This window comes from Streptomyces misionensis, assembly GCF_007896895.1.
GTDB lineage: Bacteria > Actinomycetota > Actinomycetes > Streptomycetales > Streptomycetaceae > Streptomyces > Streptomyces misionensis_A.
This window is the reverse complement of record NZ_VOGW01000148.1, coordinates 1,876-27,165: the sequence shown is the minus strand read 5'-3', so window position 1 is coordinate 27,165 and position 25,290 is coordinate 1,876. Positions and strand designations below refer to the sequence as shown.

The following is a 25,290-nucleotide window of genomic DNA, read 5'->3' as shown; positions in this document are numbered from 1 at the left end:
TGCTTCTGCTGCATGGTCTGTGTCATGTCGGCCACCTCCGGGAAGCACTCGTTCCGGCTGTCTCCAGGGTGCCTCCCGGCCGCGGGTGACGTCATCTCGGCGGCCGGCTCAGTCCTCGCCGTCGAAGCTGGCGAAGTACGCGGCGGCCATGTCCTCGTCGGCGTGCCCCTGGGCGGCCGCGCGGGCGAGCCGTTCGGCGGTGGCCTCGGCCACGTCCAGGCGCACGCCGCTGCCCCGCCCCGCCGCCACGATCAGCCGGGCGTCCTTCTCGGCGGTGGTCACCGCGAACGAGGGCGGGGTCAGCTCGCCGTCGAGCAGCACCTTGGACTTGGCCCGCAGGTATCCCATGTCGAGCGGGCCGCCGTCGATCAGCTCGAAGAAGTGCGCGGGGTCGACGCCGAGGCCCTTGGCGAGGGCCAGCGTCTCGCCGGTGGCCGCGGTGACGGCGAGCACCCAGCTGTTGGCGACCAGCTTCAGCCGGCTGGCGCTGCCCTCGCCGCCGTCCTCGCCGGTCCACAGGGTCTTGCCGCCCACCGCGTCGAACACCGGCGCGAGCCTCGGCCGGCCCTCCTTCGGCCCCGCGGCCAGCACGGTCAGCAGGCCGGCCTCGGCGGGCTGTTTGGTGCCGAGGACGGGGGCGTCGTAGAAGAGCAGCCCGTGCTCGCGGGCGAAGGCGGCCAGGTCGGTGATCAGCTCGGTCCCGGCGGTGGTGGACTGTGCCCACACCGTGCCCTCGCGCAGCGCCGGGGCGGCCTCGCGCATCACCTCCAGCACCGTGTTGCCGTCGTAGAGCATGGTGAGGACCACATCGGCGCCCTCGACGGCCCCGGCGGGGGTGTCCGCGACCCGGGCCCCGTCGGCGGCGAGCGGTTCGGCCTTCTCCCGGGTGCGGTTCCAGACCCGCACCTCCAGCCCCGCGCGGCACAGATTGCGGGCCATCGCCGCGCCCATGATGCCGGTGCCCAGCACGCCGACGATCGGCTTGTCACTCATTGACGCTCCCTGAAGTCGCTGTGTGTCTCCGGGCTGTCCACGGTACGGCGACGGGCGGTGCGGCGACGGGCTGCCACCCGGCGCGTACGACGGCGGCGAGCGGGACGGCCGCCGCCGTCCGCGGCGTCACGCCCGCTGCTCGCGCACGTCCACCAGCGTCGCCCCGGCGTGGGCGACGAGTTCCTTCGGTTCGATGGGGAAGACGGCGTACGGCGTTCCGGCGGCGGCCCACACCACGTCGTGGGCGAGCAGCGAGCAGTCGGCCAGCACCCGGGTGCGGGTACGGTGCCCGAAGGGCGGCACACCGCCGATGGCGTACCCGGTGACCTCGCGCACCGCCTGGGCGTCGGCCCGGCCGACCTTTCGCACGCCCAGTTCCTCGCGCACCCGCTCCACGTCGACGCGGGAGGCCCCGTCCATCAGGACCAGGACCGGCACCCCGTCGGCGGCGAACACCAGCGATTTGCAGATCTGGCTCAGCTCGCAGCCGACGGCCGCGGCGGCCTCCACGGCGGTCCGGGTGCTCTCCGGGAACTTCCGGGCGCGCCCGAGCACCTCCTCCAGGCCCAGTTCCCTCAGCGCTTGCGCGAAACGCGGGTGCGCTCCCGATCCGTCGGCGTCAGTGGCGGCTGTCGTCATGGGGGAACGGTAGCGAGGACGGCCGGCGGGTGCGAGGACGTCCGGATGGCGAAAAGCCGGTGAGGGTGCAAGCCCCGTCCCCACGGGCACCCTCACCGGCCGCTTCGCGCGGAGGCGGTACGTCAGGCGCGTACCAGTTCCCGCTCGTCCTCCGTGCCGTCCGCCGAGGGCTGCGTGCGCAGGCCCTCGCCCTCGACGTCCACGTTGGGCAGCATCCGGTCGAGCCACTTCGGCAGCCACCAGGCGCGCCTGCCGAGCAGGGCGAGCACCGCCGGGACGATCGCCATGCGGACGACGAAGGCGTCGAAGAAGACGGCGATGGCGAGGCCGAAGCCGATCATCTTGATCATGGACTCGCTGGAGCCGATGAAGCCGGAGAAGACGGCGATCATGATGACGGCCGCGGCCGTGACCACGCGGGCGCCGTGCCGGAAGCCGGTCACCACCGCCTGGCCGGGCGTCTCGCCGTGGACGTACGCCTCCCGCATCCGCGTGACGAGGAAGACCTCGTAGTCCATCGCGAGGCCGAAGACCACGCCCACCATGAAGATCGGCATCATCGACATGACCGGGCCGGTCTGCTGCACGTTCAGCAGGCCGGACAGCCAGCCCCACTGGAAGACCGCGACGACCGCGCCGAGCGCCGCGAGCACGCTGAGCAGGAAGCCGAGGGCCGCCTTCAGCGGGACGAGGACCGAGCGGAAGACCACGATCAGCAGGAGGAAGGCCAGGCCGACCACCAGGGCGAGGTACGGCAGCAGCGCGTCGTTCAGACGCTGGGAGACGTCGATGTTCATCGCCGTCGAGCCGGTGACCAGCACCTCGGCGTCCGCCTTCGCCCCCGCGGCCGCGCCCTTGTCGCGGATCGCGTGCACCAGGTCCTCGGTGGACTTCGAGGACGGCTTGGACTTGGGCACCACGGTGATGATCGCGGTGTCGCCGGCCTTGTTGGGCGTGGCGGGGGTGACCGCGACGACGTCCTTGAGGCCCTTGATCTCCTTGCCGACCGCGGTGAAGGCGGTCTGCGGGTGCCCGCTGTCCTTGGCGTCGACCACGACCATCAGGGGCCCGTTGAAGCCGGGTCCGAAGCCCTCGGAGAGGAGGTCGTAGGCGCGGCGCTGGGTGGTGGAGGTGGGCTGGGAGCCGTCGTCGGGCAGGCCCAGTTGCAGGGAGGCGGCCGGGACCGCCGCCGCGCCGAGCCCGATCACGCCGAGCAGGAGGACCGCGACGGGGCGGCGGACCACGAAGCTCGCCCAGCGGGTGCCCATGTTGGGGCGGCCGGGGTTCTTCGGCGTCCGGCCGCCGCCGAGCAGCCTGCTCTTCTCGCCGGCCGGCTTGACCCTGCGGCCCGCGTAGCCGAGCAGCGCCGGGATCATGGTGAGGGCGATCAGGACGGCGATGGCGACCGTGCCCGCCGCCGCGACGCCCATCTTCGTCAGCATCGGGATGTTGACGACGGACAGTCCGACCAGGGCGATGACGACGGTCAGACCCGCGAAGACCACCGCGGAGCCGGCCGTGCCGACGGCGCGGCCCGCCGCCTCCTCGCGCTCGCGGCCCTCGGCGAGTTCCGCGCGGTAGCGGGAGACGATGAACAGGGCGTAGTCGATGCCGACGGCGAGGCCGATCATCGTCGCCAGGGTGGAGGTGGTGCTGCCCAGGTCGAGGGCGGAGGCGAGCGCGGTGATCGCGGAGACGCCGATGCCGACGCCGATGATCGCGGTCAGCAGCGGCAGCCCGGCCGCGAGCAGGGAGCCGAAGGTGATGACGAGGACGACGGCGGCGATGGCGATGCCGATCACCTCGCCGGAGCCGGTCTCGGGCATGGCGTTGAGCGCGTCACCGCCGATCTCGACGGTCAGCCCGGCGTCCCGCGCGTCCTGCGCGGCCTTCTTCAGGGCGTCCCGGGAGGAGTCCTCCAGCTCCATGCCGGAGACCTTGTACTTCACCGAGGTGTAGGCGACGGAGCCGTCCCGGCTGATGGTGTGCCCGGCGTACGGGTCGGCGACGGAGGCGACCTCCGAGCCGTGCCCCAGCTCGCGCACCGTCTTCTCGACGGCGGCCTTGTTGGGCTTGTCGGTCATCTTCTCGCCGGCCGGCGCCTTGAAGACGACCCGCGCGGTGGCGCCGTCGGCGCTCATCCCGGGGAAACGCTGCTCCAGCAGGTCGAAGGCCTTCTGGGCCTCGGTGCCGGGGATGGAGAAGGAACTGTTGCCGGCGGCCGGCGCGGAGGCGGCGCCCACCCCGGCGAGGGTGAGCAGCGCCACCCATATCAGGACGACGAAGTGCCGTCGCCTGAAGGCGAGTCGGCCGAGTCGGTACAGGAATGTGGCCACGGGGGCGTACTCCCGGTCAGGTCGTGGGGTTCATCAGGGCAGGGGCGATCAGCCCGACGACGTGAGCGGTGACGTCAGGTGGTGGGCTTGCCGGGGAGGGGCGTCGGAGAGGGTCAGGCGCCGAGGGCGGGGAGGACCACGGCGTCGATGTACGAGGTGAGGAAGGCCCGGGTGGGCGGCTGGTCCTCCAGCAGGGTCCGGGTGGCGAAGCCTCCGACCATCATGTGCACCATGAAGTCGATCGCCGGGCAGTCCGGACGGACCTCGCCCCGGTCGATGGCCCGCTGGAGCATCTGCCGGCCGCTGACGATCTCGACGTCGACGATCTGCTCCTTGAAGGCCTCGCGCAGATCCTCGTTGTGGTGGATCGCCATGGCGATGCCTCGCATCAGGGCGGAGTTCTGCGCCATGGTGCAGTCGTCCTCCAACGCCACGAGGGCGTGCAGGTCACCGCGGAGCGAGCCGGTGTCGATGTCCTCCAGGTGGCCGCGCTTGGAGTGCCGCAGCGCCTTGACCACCAGCTGGGCCTTGCCGCCCCACTGGCGGTAGAGCGTGGCCTTGCTGGACCGGGTGCGGGCGGCGACGGCGTCCATGGTGAGGGCGTCGTAGCCGACCTCCCGGAGCAGGTCGAGCACGGCCTCGTACAGCTCGGCCTCGCGCTCGGGGGTGATCCGGCTGCGCCGTGCCGCCGCGACGGTCTCGGTCATGCCGCTCACCCTTCCGCTCCGGGACTTCCTCGTCGTCCGCACTTCTTCGTACGCACGACCTCGTACACGCATTCTTCGTACGTGATGAAGATACCCCTCCCGCTAAGCGAAACGAAACGGTTTCGTACGTGGGGTGGGTCACGAACGTGAGGAACACATAAGAAGGCCACACAAGTTGCCCGCCCCCAGCGGTCGGAAAAGCATGGAAAGGTGAGCTATCTGCGCTTTCCCCACCTCAGCGGCGACCTGCTCTGCTTCGTGGCGGAGGACGACCTCTGGCTGGCCCCCCTCGACGCCCCGGGCCGCGCCTGGCGGCTCACCGCGGACCGCACGAAGACCGGCCACCCCCGCTTCTCCCCCGACGGGAGCCGGATCGCCTACACGAACTGGCGCAGCCTGGTCCCGGAGATCCAGCTGGTCGACGTCGCCGGCGGACCCGCGCGGCAACTGACGTACTGGGGCAGCACCGACACCCAGGTGCGCGGCTGGACCCCGGACGGCGACATCCTCGCGGTGGCCTCCCACGGGCAGCCCTTCTCCTATTTCACCTGGGCCTACAAGGTGACCCCCGACGGCGACCCCGGCGGCCGGCTGCCCTGGGGCCCGGTCACCGACATCCAGGTCGCCGACCTCGCCGGCGAACGCAGGACCCTGCTGCTCACCGGCACCCCGCCGCACGAACCGGCCTCCTGGAAGCGCTACCGGGGCGGCGCCATGGGCCGGCTGTGGCTGCACGGCAGGCGGCTGCTGCCCGACGTCGAGGGCCACCTGGACAGCCCCATGTACGTCGCCGGGCGGATCGCCTTCCTCTCCGACCACGAGGGCGTCGGCAACCTCTACTCCTGCGCCTACGACGGCACCGACCTGCGCCGCCACACCGACCACGACGCCTTCTACGCCCGGCACGCCGCGAGCGACGGCACCCGGGTGGTCTACCAGTGCGCGGGCGACCTGTGGCTGGTGGACGACTTCTCCCCGAACGGCACCCCGCGCAGACTGGACGTCCGCCTCGCCGGCCCCGCCGCGGGCCGCCGCCGCTACCAGGTGCCGGCCGCGCAGAACGTGGACGGCATCTCGGTGGACGAGACCGGCCGGGCCAGCGCGGTCGTGGTGCGCGGCAGCCTGTACTGGCTCACCCACCGCGACGGCCCGGCCCGCACCATCGCCGACACGCCCGGGGTCCGGGTCCGGCTGCCGGAGATGCTCGGCTCCATGGGGCAGCTGGCCTATGTGACCGACGCCGGGGGCGCGGACGCGGTGGAGATCGCCCAGCTGCCCCGGGCCACCGGGGACCGCCCGCCGCGCCGGCTCGCCTCCGGCGCCCTCGGCCGGGTCCTGGAGATGGTGTCCGACCCGGCCGGCGAACGCCTCGCCGTCGCCTCCCACGACGGCCGCCTGCTGCTGATCGACGTGCCCGAGGAGGCGGGCGCCGGGGTCCCCGAGGCGCCCGGCACCGGCGTCGGGGCGGAGACCGAGGAGGGCGCGGTCACCGAGCTGATCCGCTCCGTCAACGGACCGGTGCGCGACCTGGCCTTCTCCCCCGACGGCTCCTGGCTCACCTGGTCGCACCCCGGCATCGGCCGCTCGCTGCGCCAGATCAAGCTGGCCCGCATCAAGGACCGGCTGATCGTGGACGTGACCGACGGCCGCTTCGAGGACGAGACCCCCGTCTTCACCCGCGACGGCCGCTACCTGGCCTTCCTGTCCTGGCGCGGCTTCGACCCGGTGTACGACGTGCACACCGGCGACCTGTCCTTCCCGCTCGGCAGCCGCCCCTATCTGGTGCCGCTGTCCTCGGCGACCCCCTCCCCCTTCGCCCTGAACCCCGAGGGCCGGCCGGCGGCGGGCGGGCTCGACCCGGTGGAGGACGAGGAGGGCGGCGAGGCGGGCACGGTCACGGTGGAGGTGGAGGGCCTGGCCAGCCGGGTCACCCCGTTCCCGGTGATCGCCTCCAAGTACTCCTCGCTGCACCCGGTCGCGGGCGGCGGCCTGGTCTGGCTGCGCTGGCCGATCTCCGGCGCGCTCGGCGAGACCTTCGTCAACCCGGCCGACATCAGCGGCCGCCCGACCCTGGAGCACTTCAACATCACCAAGGCGAAGAAGTCCGAACTCGTCGGCCATCTCGACTGGTTCGCGGTGAGCGGCGACGGAACCCGGCTGGTCGTGGTGGACGAGGGCGAGCTGCGCGCGGTGCCCTCCACCGAGATCGGCGACGGCGGTGATCCGGCTCACGCGGCGACCTCGCTGCTCTGCCCGCTCTGCGAAGACCCGGCCGGCACACGGGACGTCGCGGCCCCGGGGGTCTCCCCGGCCGCAGCGGGGCGGACGACCTCGTACTCGCCGAGGTCCACGTGCCGGGTCACGCGCCGGAACTCGCCGGTCGTGCCGGGCCAGACGGTGGTGTTGCGGCCGCTCGCGTCGAGGTACCAGCTGGTGCAGCCGCCGGTGTTCCACACGGTGCGCCGCATGCGCCCCTGCACCTTGTGGTTCCAGGCCGCGACCGCCTCCGGCCGGGCGTCCAGGGCGGTGCGGCCGCCGAGCACGTCCAGCTGGCGCAGATAGTCGGCCATGTAGTTCAGCTGGGACTCGATCATCAGGATCATGGAGGAGTTTCCGAGGCCGGTGTTGGGCCCGATGACCGTCATGAAGTTCGGGAAGCCGGCGGCCGTGGCGCCGCGCAGCGCCTTCATGCCGTCCTTCCAGGACTCCGCGAGCGTGATGCCCTCCGCGCCGACCACCCGCTCGGCGATCGGCATGTCCGTGACGTGGAAGCCCGTACCGAAGACGATCGCGTCGACCTCGGTCTCGGTGCCGTCGGCGGCGATCACCGTGGAGCCGCGCACCTCGCTGAGCCCGCTGTCCACGACGTCCACATTGGGCCTGGTCAGCGCCGGGTAGTAGCTGTTGGACAGCAGGATGCGCTTGCAGCCGATGCGGTAGTCGGGGGTGAGCTTGGCACGCAGCGCCGGGTCCTTGACGGCGCGGGCCAGATGCCGCTTGGCGAGCTGCTCGACCAGGCCGAGTTCGTCGGGGTGCTTGGTGAAGGCCTGCACCTGGAGTTCGCGGATGCCCCACAGCAGCCCGCGCCGCAGCTGGGTGGTCAGCGGCAGGGCGCGGTGCAGCCAGCGCTCGGCCGGACTGATGGCGCGGTCCACGCGGGGCATCACCCACGGCGGGGTGCGCTGGAAGAGGGTGAGCCTGCCGACCCGGGACTGGATGGCGGGCACGATCTGGATGGCGGAGGCGCCGGTGCCGACCATGGCCACGCGCTTGCCGCGCAGGTCGTAGTCGTGGTCCCAGCGGGCGGAGTGGAACACCTTGCCGGGGAAGGAGTCCAGGCCCGGGATGTTCGGGACCTTGGGGTCGGACAGCGGGCCGGTGGCGGAGACCACGACGTCGGCGGTCAGCGACCCGCGCGTGGTCTCGATGTGCCAGCGCAGCTCCTCGCGGTCCCAGCGCAGCAGTTTCACCTCGGAGTCGAAGCGGAGGTGCCGGCGCAGCCCGAAGACGTCGGTGACGTGCTCCAGGTAGGCGCGGATGTGCCGCTGCCCGGAGAAGGTGCGGGGCCACTCCGGGTTGGGCGCGAAGGAGAAGGAGTACAGATGGGAGGGCACGTCACAGGCGCACCCGGGGTAACTGTTGTCCCGCCAGGTACCGCCGACACTGCCGGCCCGTTCCAGGACGACGAAGTCGGTGATCCCCTCGCGGCGCAGCCGCACCGCGGCGCCCAGCCCGCCGAAGCCGGACCCGATCACCGCCACCCTCACATGCTCGTGCTCGGCCATCCCGAAGCCTCCACGCCTCACCTAGAAATGCTGCCAGTGAACACTGGCACGATGGGACTGTAGAACAGCTCCGTACCGAGCGGTAGGGGGCGCGGAAAGGAAAGTTACCCGCGGTACGCCATAGGCTTCGGGCGTGGCAGGAGACGCAGAACACCCGGAGGCAGCCCGTCGGGGCCCGCGCGAGTACCGCACGGAGGAACTGGCGCGGCTGGCCGGCATCACCGTGCGCACCCTGCGCTTCTACCGCGAGCGCAAGCTGCTGCCCCCGCCCCGCCGCGAGGGCCGCCTCGCCTGGTACGACGACCACCACCTGGCCCGGCTGCGCACCATCGGCGCCCTACTGGAGCGCGGCCACACCCTGACCGGCATCGCGGAACTCGCCGAGGCCCTCGACCAGGGCCGGGACGTCGCCGACCTGCTCGGCGTGGGCACCCCGACCGAGGAGGAACCGATCCGCCTCACCCCGGAGGAACTGGCCGCCCGCTTCGAGGGCCAGGTCACCCCGGAGAACCTGGCCGCCGCGCTGAAGGCGGGCTACCTGGGCACCGACGGCGAGGAGATCGTGCACATCAGCCGCCGGCTGCTGGACGTCTCCTCCGCCCTGGTCCGCGAGGGCATCCCGCTCGCCGAGGTGCTGGCCGCCGGCGAACGCGTCCGCGAACACGCCGAGGCCCTGGCCGACCTGTTCACCACCATGGTCCTGCGCCACGCCCCCGAAGAGGACCTGCACCGCCTGCGCCCCCTCGCCCGCAGCGTGGTCGACGCGGAACTGTCCCTGGCCCTGGACCGGCGACTGAGCAAGCGGGACTGAGCCCGGCTCAGGGACCGTAGACCACGGTCACCGGCGCGTGGTCGGACCAGCGCTCGGCGTGCGAGGCGGCGCGCTCCACACGTGCCTTGAGGGCGCGGGCGGCGAGGCCGGGCGTGGCGTAGTGGTGGTCGATCCGCCATCCCGAGTCGTTGTCGAAGGCCCGGCCCCGGTACGACCACCATGTGTACGGGCCCTCGGTGTCCGGATGCAGCGCGCGGACGACGTCGACGTAGCCGCCGTCGGCCGGGTCGAGGACCTGGTCGAGCCAGGCGCGCTCCTCGGGGAGGAAACCGGATTTCTTGGTGTTGCCGCGCCAGTTCTTGAGGTCGGCCTCGCGGTGGGCGATGTTCCAGTCGCCGCAGACGAGCACCTCGCGGCCCTCGGCGGCGGCCCGTTCGCGCAGCCGCTTGAGGTGGGCCAGGAACTCCCCCATGAAGCGGACCTTCTCCTCCTGCCGCTCGGTGCCGACCTCGCCGGAGGGTAGGTACAGGGAGACCACGGTGACGCCGGGCAGGTCGGCCTCGACATAGCGGCCGCTGCCGTCGAACTCGGCGGAGCCGAAGCCGATCCGGGTCCGGTCGGGCTCGCGCCGGGTGTAGAGCGAGACGCCCGCGCGGCCCTTGGCCGCGGCCGGGGCGTGCACCACGTGCCAGCCCGCGGGCCGCCCGGCCTCCTCGGGCAGCTGGTGCGGCTCGGCGCGCACCTCCTGGAGGCAGACGACGTCCGCCTCCGTCGCGGCCAGCCACTGGACGAAGCCCTTCCTGGCGGCGGCCCGCAGCCCGTTCACGTTCACCGAGGTCACTGTGATCAAAGCACTCTCCTTGCCTGCGGTGCCGTACATTACCGGCGCATCCCGCCGCGCTCGCCGGCCACCACACGACGCGAAAGCCGGCAGAAGGCCCTTTGCTCATGCGCGTTGCTGCGCATCCTGCTCATTGCAAAAAGCACAAAGAGTACAGGCAGGCCGAAGAAAAGGGCGCAACAAACGCCGATCACGATGTATTCGGCCGGCGAATCCTCGCCGAACAAACAGCCGACCAGCACGGTCGAACCGTAGGACGCCGGGAGGCAGCGGACATCGATCAGAAGGGGCCGCTCAATCATTGCATGCCGCGCCGCCAGAGCATCCCGACGGCGGTTCCACGCTCCCCGACGCGCCGGCCTCGCCGCCTTCTCCGCGACCAGGCGCTCCTGATCCTGCCGGTACCAGGCGAGAACTTCCTCAGGGATCGGCGTACCGAAACTGACGTCCCCGAAACTGACGTCCCCGATACTGCCGCCCTGAAAAACCGGCCCTTTCGGTTCCCCTCGAAATGGTCACGGGTGTCCTTTTGCGAATACTCCCCGTCCCTGTTCCCCATCTCTCGACGACGGCGTCCGGTCAGGTCGTGCGTCACCGGTCGGCCCGGGTCGGCGGACTCCGGCCTCGCCCACGGGAGGACCGAGGTCACAGACAGCGCCGGGGCGCGCTACCGGCACACTGGACGGAGCCCTCACGCCGAGGGGCCCCTCTCGCAGGAAAGCGCGATGCCCAGCATGAACCTCCGCTGCGTCCGTTTCGACCATCCCGACGCCATCAAGCTCAACGACGTGGTCCAGGCCGAGTACGCCGAACGCTACGGCGACGACGGCGACGCCACGGTCCTCACGCCGGAGGACTTCCTCCCGCCCCGGGGCCTCTATCTGATCGCGTACGACGAGGCCGACCGGCCGGTGGCCACCGGCGGCTGGCGCAGTCAGGACCGCAACGACGAGGGTTACGCGGACGGCGACGCCGAGCTGAAGCGCATGTTCGTGATCGAGCAGATGCGCGGCCGGGGCCTGGCCAGACGGATACTGGCCGCCCTGGAGGAGGACGCCCGCGCGGCCGGCCGCGTCCGGATGGTCCTGGAGACCGGCACCAAGCAGCCGGAGGCCGTCGCCCTGTACAGCTCCAGCGGTTACGAGCCGTGCGCCAAGTTCGGCTACTACCGCTTCCACGAGGAGAGCCTCTGCTACGCCAAGCTCCTGTAGACGCGCCGAGGCCCCGGTCGGTTCTCACCGACCGGGTAGCGCGAGACGTGCACAGAGGTCCGGGGGCGGTAGGCGCGGCGAGGGTGCCTCTTCGGGGCCGCCGGCAAGGCGGTCCGCCGCTCGCCCACCGCGAGCACTCTCGAACAACCCCGGAAACGACAGAGATCCCGACCGATCGTGTGATCGGCGGGATCTCGTCAACCGCCCCCGAGAGAACTCGAGAACAGTCGTGCGTGGACCTGAGGGGATTTGAACCCCTGGCCCCCTCGATGCGAACGAGGTGCGCTACCGGACTGCGCCACAGGCCCTTGCAACGAGTGAAACTCTAGCATCCCGATCGGGGTGCTTGGAAATCCGTTCCCCGACCGGTCAGGTGCGGATTCCGCGGTGTGGCGGCCGTCACTCGTTGGCGGCCCGCGGGCGGTCGCCGTCCTCGTACTGGTCGAAGAGCGGGGTGCGGCCGCGCTCGCGTGCCCGGCGGGCGGAGGCGGCGCGTCGGGCGTCGCTGCGGCCGTCGGCCGGCCGGTCCTCGGCGGCGGACGCCGGCTCGCTCTCCTCGGCGCTCGCGGGGCCCGCCTCGGCCTCCGGGGCGACCGCGCTGGAGCGGGCCGAACTCCAGGTGTCCGGCCCGCCGAGGTCGATGCCGGAGGTGGCCCGGGGGGCGACGGGGGCGGTCACATAGGTGGGCAGCGGCACCGGCACCGGTTCCCAGCTGTCCCCGCGTCCGGGCCGCTGCTGCCGCTCACGCTGCTGGTCGACCCACTCGGCGTGGTCGGTCTGTTCCACGAGGGCGCGCCGGTCCGCGGCGAGGGCGAGGAGGCCGGGGTCCGTGTCGGTCCCTGTGACGTCCTCCGGTTCGTCGGCGGCGTGGGCCGCCTCGGGCGCGGGCACCCGGCGGCGCGGCTGGCGCTCGCGCAGCCGCTGGGCGGCGACCTCGGCGCGGCGGCGGTCCATCTGGTAGGCGAAGCGGCGGCGTTCCTGGGCGCGCAGATAGGCGATGTACGCGCTCAGGAGCACGGCGGGCACGCCGGGCGCCCAGAGGAAGGCGAGGCCGCCGACGGCGGCGACGATCGCGCCGAGGGTGAAGGCGAGGAAGAGCAGCACGGTGGTGCGCCGGCGGCGCGCGAGCACCTTGGAGCGCCGGGCGCGCGCCGCGGCGGCCTGCGCCGAGGGTGTGCGTCGGGGCGCCGGTGCGTGCTGCCGGACGGGGTCCTGGTCCCGGTCCGGTTCCGCGCTCCTGGGTGCCTCGGGGTCCGTGTCCACCGGAATCTGACGGCGGGTCGGGGGCATGGCGAAGGCCCGGACGTCCACCGAGTCGGTGACGGCGTCCGGGTCGACGGCGTCCGGCTCCCCCTCCTGGGTGGAGCGCGCCCGCAGGTCCTTGGCGTACCGGCGCTCCATACCCGCCCGTCCGGACAGCAGCCGGATGGCGGTGCTGAAGCGTTCCGTCGGACGGGCCTCGTTCAGCTCGTCCTGCCTACGGAGCCACATCGGCACCAAGTAGGCGGCCCAGGCCCCGACAATGACTGCGTAGATGAGGCCGCTGCTGCTCACGCCTCACACCGTAGAGGGGTTTGGCCGAGGGGATCGGCCAATTGGGCCGGTGTGTCGCACGATCTGGCTGATATTTCCAGCATTTTTTGCGACCGATGCGATCGGCGGACCGCTCGCACGAGGTAATTCTCTGCCATGGAGGCGGTCGAGAGCCGATCATTATCGAACATATATTCAATTACTGTTCTGTGGATTCCGTTGCTCCCGCTCCGCCGGGCGCGCCCGCCGCCAGCGTCCGAGCAGCCCGTCCGGCACCTCCTCGGCGGTGAGCGCGAAGACCATGTGGTCGCGCCAGGCGCCGTCGATGTGCAGATACCGCGGGCGCAGCCCCTCCTCGCGGAATCCGAGTTTCTCCACCACCCGCCGGCTGGGCCGGTTCTCCGGGCGGATGCACACCTCGATGCGGTGCAGCCCCACGCCGCGGAAGCAGTGGTCCACCGCCAGCGCGACGGCCGTCGGCATCACTCCGCGCCCGGCCACCGCCTCGTCCACCCAGTAGCCGATGTGCCCGGAGCACATGGACCCCCAGGTGATCCCGGCCACCGTCAACTGCCCGACGAGCCGCCCCTGGTACTCGATGACGAACGGCAGCATCCGGCCGGCGTTGGCCTCGCGGCGCAGATGCCGGACCATCTGCCGGTAGGTCGGCCGGTGCGCGACCGGACCGCTCGGGGTGGGCGGCGGGATCGTGGCCTCCCAGGGGCGCAGCCAGTCCCGGTTGCGCCGGTTCACCTCGCGCCAGGCCCCCTGGTCGCGCAGCTTTATCGGCCGGAGGACGACATCGCCGTCCGCCAGCACGACCGGCCAGACGGAGCCGTTCAGCTCGCACCCCCACTGCTGGGTCTGGGATGGTCGCCGCCGCGGATCTGGTCGACGGCATGGGTCAGCAGGGGCTCCAGGACGGCCAGGCCGTCCTTCACGCCGCCCGTGGAGCCCGGGAGATTGACGATCAGGGTGCGGCCGGCCACCCCGGCCACGCCCCGGGACAGCGCCGCCGTCGGCACCTTGGCGAGGCCGACGGCCCGGATGGCCTCGGCGATGCCCGGCACCTCGTGGTCGAGCACCGCGCGGGTCGCCTCGGGGGTGCGGTCGGTCGGGGTGAGGCCGGTGCCGCCGGTGGTGACGATCGCGTCGTACCCGGCGGCCACCCCCTCGCGCAGGGCCGCCTCGACCGGCTCCCCGTCCGGCACGACCCGGGGGCCGTCCACCGTGAAGCCGAGGCGCGCGAGGCCGTCGGCGATCAGCGGGCCGCCCTTGTCCTCGTAGACCCCCGCGGCGGCCCGGTTGGAGGCGGTGACCACCAGCGCGCGATAGCTCATGACCGGCTCCAGTCGCCCGACTTGCCGCCCGTCTTCTCCTCGACCCGTACGTCCGTGATGACCGCTCCCTTGTCGACCGCCTTGACCATGTCGATCACCGTGAGCGCGGCGACCGTCACCGCGGTGAGGGCCTCCATCTCGACGCCCGTGCGGTCCGTGGTCTTCACGGTGGCCGTGATCTCGACGGCGTCGTCCGTGACCGACAGGTCCAGTTTCACACCCGACACCGCCAGCGGGTGGCACAGCGGGATCAGGTCCGGGGTGCGCTTGGCGCCCATGATGCCCGCGATCCGCGCGGTGGCCAGCGCGTCGCCCTTGGGCACCCCCTCGCCGCGCAGCAGCTCGACCACGCGGGGGGAGACCAGGACGCGGCCGCCGGCGCGTGCGGTGCGCGCGGTCACGTCCTTCTCCGAGACGTCGACCATGCGGGCCGCGCCGGCCGCGTCGAGGTGCGTCAGACGGTCCTGTGCGGGGGATCCGGGGGTCTGCCCCCGGGACGGTTCGGTCATGCTGTACGGCGCTCCCGGTCCGGGCCCGTCGCCGTGCGGTGCGCGGGCCTGTTGTGCGCGACACGGTACCGCCAAGTAGCCCCGCACAGCTGACCAGGAGGCTCCTCAGCCGAGCACCACGACCTCCACCTCGGTGCCGGGCTCGACCGACTCCAGGTCCTCGGGTACGACGATCAGCGCGTCCGCCTGCGCCAGCGCGGCGACCAGGTGGGAGCCCGCCCCGCCCACCGGGATCACCTCGCCGTCGGCGTACCGGCCGCGCAGGAACTGCCGGCGGCCCTTCGGGGAGCGCAGCGCCTTGTCCGCCTTCAGCGTGGCCCGCACCCGCGGCCGGTGCAGGTCGGTGAGGCCCATCAGGGCGCGGATCGCGGGCCGCACGAACAGTTCGAAGGAGACGTACGACGACACGGGGTTGCCGGGCAGCGCCAGCAGGGGCGTGTGGTCGGGGCCGATGGCGCCGAAGCCCTGGGGCTTGCCGGGCTGCATGGCCAGCTTGCGGAACTCGATGCCGCTGCCCGCCACGTCCTCGTCGCCGATGTCCGCCAGGGCTTCCTTGACCACGTCGTACGCCCCGACGCTGACCCCGCCCGTGGTGACCAGCAGATCGGCGCGGATCAGCTGGTCCTCGATGGTGGAGCGCAGGGTCTCGGCGTCGTCGGCGACGGCGCCCACCCGGTAGGCGATGGCGCCCGCGTCCCGCGCGGCGGCGGTGAGGGCGAAGCTGTTGGAGTCGTAGATCCGCCCGCCGCCCAGCGACTCGCCGGGCTGGACGAGTTCGCTGCCGGTGGAGACGACGACCACGCGCGGGCGGGGGCGCACCTTCACCGTGCCGCGGCCGATCGCGGCGAGCAGCGCGATCTGCGGCGGGCCGAGGATCGTACCGGCCTCCAGGGCGCGGTCCCCGGCCTTCACGTCGCTGCCCTCGGCCCGTACGTGCGCGCGGGCCGCCACGGGCCGGTGCACGCGCACCTGCCCCTCGGCGCCCTCGGGGGCGAGGCTGCGCGCCCGCATGCCGGTCGCCGGGCCCTCGCCGAGCCCGCCGTCGGTCCACTCGACGGGGACGACGGCCTCGGCGCCCGGCGGCAGCGGGGCGCCGGTCATGATCCGGGCGGCCTGGCCGGGGCCGACCCGCACCGGGTCGTCCGCGCCCGCCGCGACGTCCCCGACGACCTCCAGGACGGCGGGGAACTCCTCGCCGGCCCCCTCCACGTCCGCGACCCGCACCGCGTAGCCGTCCATGGAGCTGTTGTCGAACGGCGGCAGCGACACCGGCACGGTGACGTCCTCCACCAGGACACAGCCCTGGGCGTCCAGCAGTTGGAGTTCGATGGGCTCCAGGGGGTGGACGCTGGAGAGGATGTCCTCCAGGTGCTCGTCCACCGACCACAGGTCGTCTTCGCCGGTGGGGCGGGGCGCGGCGCTGCTCAACTCTGCTGCATCTCCTCGGCTACGTAACTGCGGAGCCAGGCCCGGAAGTCCGGGCCCAGGTCTTCACGTTCGCATGCGAGTCTGACAATGGCACGCAGATAGTCGCCACGGTCGCCGGTGTCGTAACGGCGGCCCTGGAAGACGACGCCGTGCACCGGGCCGCCGACCTTCTCGTCGTCGGCCAGTTGCTGGAGGGCGTCGGTCAGCTGGATCTCGCCGCCGCGGCCCGGCTCGGTCGTCCGCAGTATGTCGAAGACGTGCGGGTCGAGGACATATCGGCCGATGATCGCGTAGTTGGACGGGGCGTCCGCCGCGTCCGGCTTCTCCACCAGCCCGGTCACCCGGACGACGCCGTCCTCGCCGGTGGCCTCCACGGCCGCGCAGCCGTACAGGTGGATCTGCTCGGGCGCGACCTCCATCAGGGCGATCACGCTGCCGCCGTGCCGCTCCTGGGTCTCGATCATGCGGGCGAGCAGGGGGTCGCGCGGGTCGATCAGGTCGTCGCCGAGGAGGACGGCGAAGGGCTCGCGGCCGACGTGCGGGGCCGCGCAGAGCACGGCGTGGCCGAGGCCCTTGGGGTCGCCCTGGCGGACGTAGTGCATGGTCGCCAGGTCGCTGGACTGGCGCACCCGGGCGAGCCGTTCCTCGTCGCCCTTCTTCTCCAGGGCCGATTCCAGCTCGTAGTTGCGGTCGAAGTGGTCCTCCAGGGGACGCTTGTTGCGACCGGTGACCATGAGGACATCGTCGAGCCCCGCCGACACGGCCTCCTCGACCACGTACTGGATCGCCGGCTTGTCGACGACCGGCAGCATCTCCTTGGGAGTGGCCTTGGTGGCCGGCAGGAACCGGGTGCCGAGGCCTGCCGCCGGAATGACAGCCTTGCTGATCCTGGGGTGCGACTGAGTCATGCCCGCCACCTTAACCGGTGCCTTTAGGGGCAATCCGGAGCCCGGTTGGCCGACCCTTCGATGACGGAAATCAAGAAAGGGCGCGAGAACGACCCGTGGAACACGACGGACGCGCGGACGAGTCTGACAAGCGCAAGTTGCGGCGAGACCTCCTCTCGGTGAGGAGGGGGTTGCCCGAGGATGACGTACGGGAATCGGGCCGGGCGCTGGCCGCGCGCGCCCTGGAACTGCCCGAGCTGGCGCGGGCGCGCACGGTCGCCGCGTACGTCTCGGTGGGCACCGAGCCCGGCACGGGCGCGCTGCTGGAGGCGCTGCGCGCGCGGGGGACGCGGGTCCTGCTGCCCGCGCTGCTGCCCGACAACGACCTCGACTGGGGCGAGTACACCGGCCCGGATTCCCTGGCCCGGGTCCGACACGGCGGGAAGATGGCCCTGTTCGAGCCGTCGGGCGCGCGGCTCGGCCCCGGTGCCGTGACGGACGCGGACGTGGTCCTGCTGCCCGGACTCGCGGTGGACGCGCGCGGGATGCGGCTGGGGCGCGGCGGCGGCTCCTACGACCGGGTGCTGGCCCGGCTGGAGCGCGCGGGGGCCCGCCCCCGGCTGGTGGTGCTGCTGTACGACGCCGAGGTCGTCGACCGGGTCCCGGCACAGGCGCACGACCGGCCGGTGCACGCGGTGGTGACGCCGTCCGGGGTGCGCCGCTTCGGCCGGTGAGCCGGTGGACACGGGAACGGCCCTCCACGCGCGCGTGGAGGGCCGTTTTGGGGTGATCGTGGCGGCTACGGCTGGAGGACCAGCGTGTCGCTCGTGCTCTTGCCGACCGCCTTGGCGGAGTACGACCAGGGCAGCAGCTCACCCTTGGCCCACTTGTCCGTCTGGTCCGTGTAGTGGGCGCTGAAGGCGTGCCCGGAGGCGCCGGTCAGGTTGATCCACTTGGACTTGTCGAGGTCGGCGAGGTTGACCACCATCCGCATCGACGGCACCCAGACGACGTTGTAGCCGCCGGCCGCGTTCCAGCCGGTCGCGTCCACCGCGGCCTCGCCGCCGTTGAGCTTCCAGGGGCCCCGGTTGAGCAGGTACTGGAGCACCTTCGGGCCGTCGGTGCCGAGCGTCTGGTTCTTCAGGAACAGGCGGTGCAGCCGGCCCCAGCTCCAGGTGTCGATGTCCTTGCCGAGCTTGGCGGTCAGCTCCCAGCGGGCGTCGATCATGGCGCGGCCGAAGAGCTGGTCCATGGTGGCGGCCGGCGGGCGGGTGCCCGACTTGGGGGTCTTCCACCAGTCGCTGTCCGGCTTGTTCATCAGGTTGCGCACGACCTCGAACCAGCGGTCGCCGCCGTCCGGCTGCGCCTGGTCGTCGGCGCGCTGGCCGCACTCGCGCACCTTGGTGTCGTCGTCCACCGGACCGGTGCTGTCGATCTTGTCGACCCACAGGCACTGGCCCTTGACGCGCAGCTCCTTGGGGAGCTTGTTGCCGAAGGCGAGCTTGAGGATGTTGCGCCAGACGGCGTTGAAGTACGCGGCGGCCGCCGAGTCGGAGTCCTGGGTGTAGTCCCAGCCCTCCAGCAGCTTCTGCGCGTCGCGCACGTTCTTGTCGTCCAGGTTGATCTTCAGCAGCTTCGGCACCAGGAGCTTGGCGATCTCGCTGCTGTCGTCCAGCTGCATCTGCCGCATGTCGTCGGTGGAGATCTTGCCGCCGCCCTTGATCTTGGACTCGATCAGGTCGGTGATCCGCTGGCTGCGGGTGCCGTAGCCCCAGTCGGTGGTCAGGGTGTACGGGTACTTGTCCTTGTCGACCACGGCCTGGTTGGCGGTGACGATGTAGCCGCGCTTGGGGTCGAGCTCGTACGGCAGCTCGTCCTGCTGGATGAAGCCGGTCCAGCGGTACTGCGGGTCCCAGCCCGGCGCCGGCACGGAGCCGTCGTCCGCGGCCGAGCGCGTGGGGATCTTGCCGGGCAGCGTGTAGCCGATGTGGTTGCGGGTGTCGGCGTAGATCAGGTTCTGCGAGGGCACGTCGAACTTGGCGGCCGCGGCGCGGAAGTCGGTCCAGCCGGCCGCCTTGTCGAGCGCGAACACGGCGTCCATGGAGGTGCCGGGGTCGAGCGCGGTCCAGCGCAGGGCGATGCCGTAGCCGTCGCCGCGGTCCGGGGCCGCGGTGTTGACCGTGGCCTTCTTGCCGACCTGGACGAGTTCGTCGTCGCGGTCGGACAGCAGCGGCATCCCGTCCTGGGTCTGCCGCACCACGATCTTCTTCGGGGCGCCGCCGGCGACCTTGATGGTCTCCTCGCGGGTCTTGAAGGGCCGCACCTTGCCGTCGTACTGGTAGCCGCCCGCGGTGACCTTCTCCAGGTAGAGGTCCGAGACGTCGACCCCGGAGTTGGTCATGCCCCAGGCGATGTCGCCGTTGTGGCCGATGATCACACCGGGCATCCCGGCGAACGTGTAACCGGTGACGTCGTACTGGCACTTGGCCGACACGGTCCGGCAGTGCAGGCCCATCTGGTACCAGACGCCCGGCAGGGACGCCTCCAGGTGCGGGTCGTTGGCCAGCAGCGGCTTGCCGGTGATGGTGTACTTCCCGGCGACGACCCAGGAGTTGGAGCCGATGCCCTGGCCGTTCACGCCGACGGCGGTCGGAAGGTTGTCCAGGGCGTTGTAGAGGCCCCCCAGCTGGCTCGTGAGGCCCGAACCGGTGCCGGTGGAGGTTCCGGTGCCGGTCGTGCCCGCGGTGCCCGTGGACGAGCCCGTGGCGCCGGCCGTGCCGGTGCCGGTCGTACCCGTTGTGCCGGTCGTACCGGTGGTGCCCGTCGTGCCCGTGGTCCCGGTGCCCGTCGTGCCCGTGCCGACCGGCGTGCCCTCGCCGGCGCTCTGCTCGAAGCTCTTGGTCAGCGCGCTGTACTGGCCTTCCTGCACGATCGGCTTGTTGCGGCTGTAGGGGTAGTCCGGGTACAGGTCCCGGATCTGCTGCGGGCCGAGCCGGCTCGTCATCAGGGCGCGGTCGATCTCGTCCTGCATGTTGCCGCGCAGGTCCCAGGCCATCGCCTTCAGCCACGAGACCGAGTCGACCGGGGTCCACTGCTCGGGCTTGTAGTCGTTGGTCAGGTTGAGGGCGGCGTACTCCAGGGAGATGTCCTTGCCGTCCTTGCCCTTCAGGTAGGCGTTGACGCCCTTGGAGTAGGCGTCCAGGTACCGCTTGGTGGCGGCCGACAGCTTGGTGTCGTACTCCTGCTTCGCCACCCGGTCCCAGCCCATGGTGCGCAGGAACTCGTCGTTCTTGACCTGGCTCTTGCCGAACATCTCCGACAGGCGCCCGGCGGTCATGTGCCGGCGCACGTCCATCTCGTAGAACCGGTCCTGCGCCTGGACGTAGCCCTGCGCCATGAACAGGTCCTCGTCCGAGGACGCGTAGATCTGCGGGATGCCGTTGGCGTCCCGCTTGACGTCGACCGGGCCGGACAGACCGTCGAGCTTGATCGATCCGGTGGTCTGCGGCAGGGAGGCGCGCACCGTGCTGACCGACCAGTACCCGCCGTAGGCGATGCCTGCGATGACGGCCATGACCAGCAGCAGGACGAGCAGTCGGGCTCTTCGCCCCTTCTTCCTGCCGGACTTGGCGGGCGCGGCACCGGTGGTGGCGGTGTCACCCGTTGTGGCGGTGGTGTTCGGGGGCATCGCTGTCCTTGCTGTCCTAACGCGAGCGGCAGGTCGGGCTGTGACTTTGAATGAGCGCTGGAGCAACCATAGGCGCAGGACCCTGTCCGCCTTGACGCGGAGTCGGGAACGAGCGCGCACGAGCGGTCGCCCATCTCCGAAGAACGTCAAGAAAGCGTCAAGAATTAGGTAAGGTAACGAAGTACTTGGATGCGGTCCGCCGCAGCCTCGGATCTTGTGTTCGCGCCGTCCGCGCGTCCCCGCGCCCGGGCCAAGGAAGGGAACCGCCGCTGACTGTTCACCACCTCAACCAGCTACTGCTCGTCTGCTCCCTCGTCCTGCTCGTCGCCGTGGCGGCGGTGCGGATCTCCTCCCGCAGCGGGCTCCCCAGCCTGCTCGTCTACCTGGGGATCGGCATCGTCATGGGCCAGGACGGCCTGGGCCACATCCGCTTCGACAGCGCCGCCGTGACGCAGGTCATGGGTTACGCGGCCCTGGTCGTGATCCTCGCCGAGGGCGGTCTCGGCACGAAATGGAAGGAGATCCGGCCGGTCCTGTCGTCCGCCTCCGTCCTCGCGACCGGAGGCGTCGCGGTCAGTGTCGGGGTCACCGCGGCGGGCGCGCACTATCTGGTCGGGCTGGACTGGCGGCAGGCCCTCATCGTCGGCGCCGTGGTGTCCTCGACGGACGCGGCGGCCGTCTTCTCCGTGCTGCGCAGAATCCCCCTGCCGTCCCGGGTGACCGGCACCCTGGAGGCGGAGTCGGGCTTCAACGACGCCCCGGTGGTCATCCTGGTCGTCGCCTTCTCCACGGCCGGACCGGTCGAGCACTGGTACGTGCTGCTGGGCGAGATAGCCCTGGAGCTGGCCATAGGCGCGGCCGTCGGGCTCGCGGTGGGCTTCGCCGGCTCCTGGGGGCTCAGGCACGTGGCGCTGCCCGCCTCCGGCCTCTACCCGATCGCCGTCATGGCCATCGCCATCTCGGCGTACGCGGCCGGCGCCCTCGGGCACGGCAGCGGCTTCCTCGCGGTCTACCTGGCCTCCATGGTGCTCGGCAACGCCAAGCTCCCGCACTGGCCGGCCACCCGCGGCTTCGCCGAGGGGCTCGGCTGGATCGCCCAGATCGGCATGTTCGTCCTGCTCGGCCTGCTGGTCACCCCGCACGAACTGGGCGACGACATCGTGCCCGCCCTGGTGATCGGGCTGGTGCTGACCATGGTGGCCCGCCCGCTCAGCGTCGTGCTCAGCCTCACGCCGTTCCGGGTGCCCTGGCAGGAGCAGGCCCTCATGTCCTGGGCCGGCCTGCGCGGCGCCGTGCCCATCATCCTGGCGACGATCCCCATGGTGAACGGGGTCACCGGCAGCCGGAGCATCTTCAACATCGTCTTCGTCCTGGTCGTCGTCTACACCCTGGTCCAGGGCCCGACCCTGCCCTGGCTGGCGCGCAAGCTGCGGCTCGGCGAGAAGGGCGAGGCCGCCGACCTCGGCATCGAGTCGGCACCCCTGGAGCGGCTGCGCGGGCACCTGCTGTCCGTGACCATCCCGGAGGAGTCGCGGATGCACGGCGTGGAGATCGCCGAGCTGCGGCTGCCCTCGGGCTCCGCGGTCACCCTCGTCGTCCGGGAAGGAAAATCGTTCGTTCCGCTGCCCAGCACGGTGCTGCGGCGCGGCGACGAACTCCTGGTGGTCGCCACCGACCCGGTGCGCGACGCGGCGGAGCGACGGCTGCGCGCGGTCGCCCACGGCGGCAAGCTGGCGAGCTGGCTGGGCTCGGACGGGGCGGAGACCGGCGGCTCACCGACCGGAAAACGGTGACGCCTGTACGATGAGGGCGCACCCTGATCGAACCAACTCTGCCTGACGCAGAGCTGGCGCGACCGTATGGCGGCCGGGACGCCCCCCACCTCTGCGTGGGCGCCGGTATCTACCGCAGTCCGCGCAAGAGGACAGCTCTCGGCGACCGGACCCGCACGGGGCCCGCGCGCTACCAGGCGGCGGAAAGGCACGGGCCGTGGGATCCACGGTCACCGACGAATCGGCGAAGACCTCGACGGCGTCCTCCCGCCCGGGATACGGACCACTGCTGCGCACCCGCGGCGCGTGGACCTTCCTGCTCCCCGGTTTCGCGGCGCGGCAGCCGTTCGCGATGCTCACCCTCTCCATCGTGCTGCTGGTGCAGCACACCACCGGCTCGTACGGCGCCGCGGGCGCCGCCGCGGCCGTCACCGGCGTCTCCATGGCGCTGTTCGCGCCCTACAGCGGGCGCCTGGCCGACCGTTACGGCCAGCGCGCCGTGCTGCTCCCGGGCGTCCTGGTGCACGCGCTGGCCGGCCTGTCCCTGACCGCGCTCGCGCTGGCGCACGCCCCCCTGTGGGCGCTCTTCCTGGCGGCCGTGCCGACCGGCGCCTCGGTGCCGCAGGTCGGCCCCATGGTGCGGGCGCGCTGGGGCGTGCAGCTCCAGGGCACGCCCCTGATGGCCACCGCGGCCGCGTTCGAGTCGGTCACCGACGAGCTGACCTTCGTCTTCGGACCCCTGCTGGCGACCGCTCTGTGCACCGCCGTCGACCCGGCGGCGGGCCTGCTCACCGAGGCGGGGCTGACCCTCGTCGGCGGCCTGCTGTTCGCCGCGCAGAAGAGCACCCAGCCGCAGGTGGGCGCGCGGGACGGGCACCCCCGCGAGCACCACGGCTCCGCGCTGCGCGTGCCCGGTGTGCGCGTGCTGATCGTGACCTTCCTCGGCATCGGCTCGGTCTTCGGCGGCATGCAGGTCTCCCTTGCCGCCTTCACCGAGTCGATCGGCGAGCCCGGCCTGAACGGCGTCCTGTACGGCGTGTTCGCCGCGGGCAACATGCTGTCCGGCATCGTCTGCGGCGCCATCGCCTGGAAGACGGCCCCCCAGCGCCGCCTGGTCCTCGGCTACACGGCGCTCGCGGTGGCCGCCTCCGCGCTGTGGACGGCGCACTCCGTGCCGCTGCTCGCCGCACTCGGCCTGCTGGTCGGCATGTGCATCGCGCCGTCGCTGATCACCGGCTACACCCTGGTCGACGGCCTGGTCCCGGCCGGCGCCCGCACCGAGGCCTTCACCTGGCTGACCGGCGCGGTGGCGCTGGGCCAGGCGGCCGCGGTCACCGTGGCCGGGCAGCTCGAGGACCGGCTGTGGGACGGCTCGGGATTCCTGGTGCCGATGGGCGGCACGGTGCTCGCCCTGGTGACCCTGGTGACGCTGCGCTCGCGGCTCGCCGGGCACCGGCAGAGCCAGGAGGTTGCGCGTGGCGTCGGTCACCGCACGCCGGTCACGGTGGACTGATCCCCGGGAATACGTCACTATGGAGCGTCGTTAGCACTCATTGAGTGAGAGTGCCAGGAGGAAGACAGTGCCGACCTACCAGTACCAGTGCACCGAGTGCGGCGAGGGCCTCGAGGCGGTGCAGAAGTTCACCGACGACGCTCTGACCGAGTGCCCCAGCTGCGGTGGCCGCCTGAAGAAGGTGTTCTCCGCGGTCGGCATCGTCTTCAAGGGCTCCGGCTTCTACCGCAACGATTCCCGCGGCTCCACGTCGAGCAGCAGCCCGGCCTCGAAGTCGTCCGGCTCCTCGTCGGCGTCCGGCTCCTCCTCGTCGTCGTCCGACTCGAAGTCGTCCTCGGCGCCGTCCGCGTCGTCGGCCTCCGGCTCGACGGGCACCTCGGCCGCCTGAGGCCCTCCGCTCGACGCCGGCCCCGCTGTCGCACGACGGCGGGGTCCTCGGCGTTTCCCGGCCGGGGCGCGGGAACCCCCGCGCCACCCCCTGCTGTGCGGACGCACGGCCAGCTAATGTCTTGGCCATGGCGAACGCAGAGATCGGCGTAATCGGCGGCTCGGGCTTCTACTCGTTCCTCGAGGACGTGACCGAGGTCCAGGTGGACACCCCCTACGGGCCGCCCAGCGACTCCCTCTTCCTCGGCGAGGTCGCCGGCCGGCGGGTCGCCTTCCTGCCCCGGCACGGCCGCGGCCACCATCTGCCGCCGCACCGCATCAACTACCGCGCCAACCTGTGGGCGTTGCGCTCCCTCGGTGTGCGGCAGGTCCTCGGCCCGTCCGCGGTGGGCGGCCTGCGCCCCGAGTACGGGCCGGGCACGCTGCTGGTGCCGGACCAGTTCGTCGACCGCACCAAGTCCCGGGCCCAGTCCTACTTCGACGGACTGCCGCTGCCCGACGGCACGGTGCCGAACGTCGTGCACGTCTCCCTGGCCGACCCCTACTGCCCCACCGGGCGGGCCGTCGCGCTCAAGGCCGCCCGGGGCCGGGACTGGGAGCCGGTGGACGGTGGCACGCTGGTCGTGGTCGAGGGGCCGCGCTTCTCCACGCGCGCCGAATCGCTGTGGCACCAGGCGCAGGGCTGGTCGGTCGTGGGCATGACCGGCCACCCCGAGGCGGCGCTCGCCCGCGAACTGGAGCTGTGCTACACCTCCCTGACCCTGGTCACCGACCTCGACGCGGGCGCCGAGACCGGCGAGGGCGTCTCCCACGAGGAGGTGCTGCGGGTGTTCGCGGCCAACGTGGAACGGCTGCGCGGGGTGCTCTTCGACGCCGTGGCCGCGCTGCCGGAGAACGGGGCGCGGGACTGCCTGTGCACGCACGCGCTCGGCGGGATGGACCCGGGCTT

General features: G+C 72.0%; 21 protein-coding genes, 1 tRNA gene and 1 pseudogene. 8 read left to right on the top strand and 15 right to left on the bottom strand.

From position 1 onward, the window contains the following. Positions 1–108: 108 nt before the first annotated feature. The 4 genes from FRZ03_RS25055 to FRZ03_RS25040 form a co-directional block, all read right to left on the bottom strand. Complete coding sequence (locus tag FRZ03_RS25055) at positions 109–993, bottom strand: NAD(P)-dependent oxidoreductase (protein WP_146467399.1); 885 nt, start codon at positions 991–993, stop codon at positions 109–111. Positions 994–1,119: 126 nt separating this feature from the next. Further along, positions 1,120–1,632, bottom strand: a complete 513-nt coding sequence (locus FRZ03_RS25050; RefSeq protein WP_146467398.1) for a YbaK/EbsC family protein — start codon at positions 1,630–1,632, stop codon at positions 1,120–1,122. Between the two features lie 122 nt (positions 1,633–1,754). Beyond that, on the bottom strand, positions 1,755–3,968 hold the full coding sequence (locus FRZ03_RS25045; RefSeq protein WP_146467397.1) for an MMPL family transporter: 2,214 nt from the start codon (positions 3,966–3,968) through the stop codon (positions 1,755–1,757). 113 nt (positions 3,969–4,081) lie between these two features. Continuing rightward, on the bottom strand, positions 4,082–4,675 hold the full coding sequence (locus tag FRZ03_RS25040; protein WP_146467396.1) for a TetR/AcrR family transcriptional regulator: 594 nt from the start codon (positions 4,673–4,675) through the stop codon (positions 4,082–4,084). Between the two features lie 210 nt (positions 4,676–4,885). Here FRZ03_RS25040 and FRZ03_RS25035 point away from each other — a divergent pair. Continuing rightward, positions 4,886–6,889, top strand: a pseudogene (locus tag FRZ03_RS25035) (S41 family peptidase); the annotation flags it as partial. A 14-nt stretch (positions 6,890–6,903) separates the two neighbouring features. Here FRZ03_RS25035 and FRZ03_RS25030 read toward each other — a convergent pair. Further along, the gene (locus FRZ03_RS25030) at positions 6,904–8,460 is read right to left on the bottom strand and encodes a flavin-containing monooxygenase (RefSeq protein WP_146467395.1); all 1,557 of its coding nucleotides are present in this window, start codon (positions 8,458–8,460) and stop codon (positions 6,904–6,906) included. Positions 8,461–8,593: 133 nt separating this feature from the next. On the opposite strand from FRZ03_RS25030, the gene FRZ03_RS25025 reads away from it, so the two are divergent. Next, entirely contained in the window at positions 8,594–9,271 is a 678-nt protein-coding gene (locus FRZ03_RS25025) for a MerR family transcriptional regulator (protein WP_146467394.1), read from the top strand. A 7-nt stretch (positions 9,272–9,278) separates the two neighbouring features. On the opposite strand, the gene FRZ03_RS25020 is transcribed toward FRZ03_RS25025, so the two are convergent. Both FRZ03_RS25020 and FRZ03_RS25015 read right to left on the bottom strand, forming a co-directional pair. After that, positions 9,279–10,112: an exodeoxyribonuclease III gene (locus tag FRZ03_RS25020; protein WP_146467393.1), complete on the bottom strand. Its 834-nt coding sequence runs from the start codon at positions 10,110–10,112 to the stop codon at positions 9,279–9,281. Next, the gene (locus tag FRZ03_RS25015; protein WP_146467392.1) at positions 10,112–10,315 is read right to left on the bottom strand and encodes a hypothetical protein; all 204 of its coding nucleotides are present in this window, start codon (positions 10,313–10,315) and stop codon (positions 10,112–10,114) included. Before FRZ03_RS25015 ends, FRZ03_RS25020 begins: the two co-directional genes overlap by 1 nt. Before the next feature lie 492 nt (positions 10,316–10,807). On the opposite strand from FRZ03_RS25015, the gene FRZ03_RS25010 reads away from it, so the two are divergent. Then, the gene (locus FRZ03_RS25010; RefSeq protein ID WP_146467431.1) at positions 10,808–11,284 is read left to right on the top strand and encodes a GNAT family N-acetyltransferase; all 477 of its coding nucleotides are present in this window, start codon (positions 10,808–10,810) and stop codon (positions 11,282–11,284) included. Between the two features lie 234 nt (positions 11,285–11,518). On the opposite strand, the gene FRZ03_RS25005 is transcribed toward FRZ03_RS25010, so the two are convergent. From FRZ03_RS25005 to galU, 7 genes are all read right to left on the bottom strand, one after another. Then, positions 11,519–11,592: transfer RNA gene (locus FRZ03_RS25005), tRNA-Ala, on the bottom strand. 91 nt (positions 11,593–11,683) lie between these two features. Beyond that, on the bottom strand, positions 11,684–12,838 hold the full coding sequence (gene sepX / locus FRZ03_RS25000; RefSeq protein WP_186785603.1) for a divisome protein SepX/GlpR: 1,155 nt from the start codon (positions 12,836–12,838) through the stop codon (positions 11,684–11,686). Between the two features lie 174 nt (positions 12,839–13,012). Beyond that, positions 13,013–13,636, bottom strand: a complete 624-nt coding sequence (locus FRZ03_RS24995) for a GNAT family N-acetyltransferase (RefSeq protein WP_186785602.1) — start codon at positions 13,634–13,636, stop codon at positions 13,013–13,015. Positions 13,637–13,656: 20 nt separating this feature from the next. Beyond that, positions 13,657–14,157, bottom strand: a complete 501-nt coding sequence (locus tag FRZ03_RS24990) for a MogA/MoaB family molybdenum cofactor biosynthesis protein (RefSeq protein WP_146467390.1) — start codon at positions 14,155–14,157, stop codon at positions 13,657–13,659. Then, positions 14,154–14,666, bottom strand: coding sequence for a cyclic pyranopterin monophosphate synthase MoaC (gene moaC / locus FRZ03_RS24985; RefSeq protein ID WP_146467389.1), 513 nt, complete (start codon positions 14,664–14,666; stop codon positions 14,154–14,156). The genes FRZ03_RS24990 and moaC overlap by 4 nt, the downstream gene beginning before the upstream one ends. A gap of 105 nt (positions 14,667–14,771) precedes the next feature. Then, positions 14,772–16,094 (bottom strand): molybdotransferase-like divisome protein Glp, encoded by a 1,323-nt coding sequence (gene glp / locus FRZ03_RS24980; protein WP_146467388.1) that lies wholly within the window; start codon positions 16,092–16,094, stop codon positions 14,772–14,774. Then, a complete protein-coding gene (galU, locus tag FRZ03_RS24975) occupies positions 16,091–17,002 on the bottom strand; it encodes a UTP--glucose-1-phosphate uridylyltransferase GalU (RefSeq protein ID WP_146467387.1) in 912 nt (303 codons plus the stop codon). Before galU ends, glp begins: the two co-directional genes overlap by 4 nt. 95 nt (positions 17,003–17,097) lie before the next feature. Here galU and FRZ03_RS24970 point away from each other — a divergent pair, with 95 nt between their 5' ends. Then, entirely contained in the window at positions 17,098–17,715 is a 618-nt protein-coding gene (locus FRZ03_RS24970) for a 5-formyltetrahydrofolate cyclo-ligase (protein WP_146467386.1), read from the top strand. A gap of 65 nt (positions 17,716–17,780) precedes the next feature. On the opposite strand, the gene FRZ03_RS24965 is transcribed toward FRZ03_RS24970, so the two are convergent. Further along, complete coding sequence (locus FRZ03_RS24965) at positions 17,781–20,669, bottom strand: penicillin acylase family protein (RefSeq protein ID WP_146467385.1); 2,889 nt, start codon at positions 20,667–20,669, stop codon at positions 17,781–17,783. Between the two features lie 269 nt (positions 20,670–20,938). Here FRZ03_RS24965 and FRZ03_RS24960 point away from each other — a divergent pair, with 269 nt between their 5' ends. From FRZ03_RS24960 to FRZ03_RS24945, 4 genes are all read left to right on the top strand, one after another. Then, a complete protein-coding gene (locus tag FRZ03_RS24960) occupies positions 20,939–22,462 on the top strand; it encodes a potassium/proton antiporter (RefSeq protein ID WP_261399335.1) in 1,524 nt (507 codons plus the stop codon). A gap of 196 nt (positions 22,463–22,658) precedes the next feature. Further along, on the top strand, positions 22,659–23,954 hold the full coding sequence (locus FRZ03_RS24955) for an MFS transporter (protein WP_146467383.1): 1,296 nt from the start codon (positions 22,659–22,661) through the stop codon (positions 23,952–23,954). Between the two features lie 67 nt (positions 23,955–24,021). Then, positions 24,022–24,342, top strand: a complete 321-nt coding sequence (locus FRZ03_RS24950) for an FmdB family zinc ribbon protein (RefSeq protein ID WP_146467382.1) — start codon at positions 24,022–24,024, stop codon at positions 24,340–24,342. A 127-nt stretch (positions 24,343–24,469) separates the two neighbouring features. Next, positions 24,470–25,290, top strand: an 821-nt coding sequence (locus tag FRZ03_RS24945) for an S-methyl-5'-thioadenosine phosphorylase (RefSeq protein ID WP_146467429.1), incomplete at its 3' end; no start/stop codon positions are given.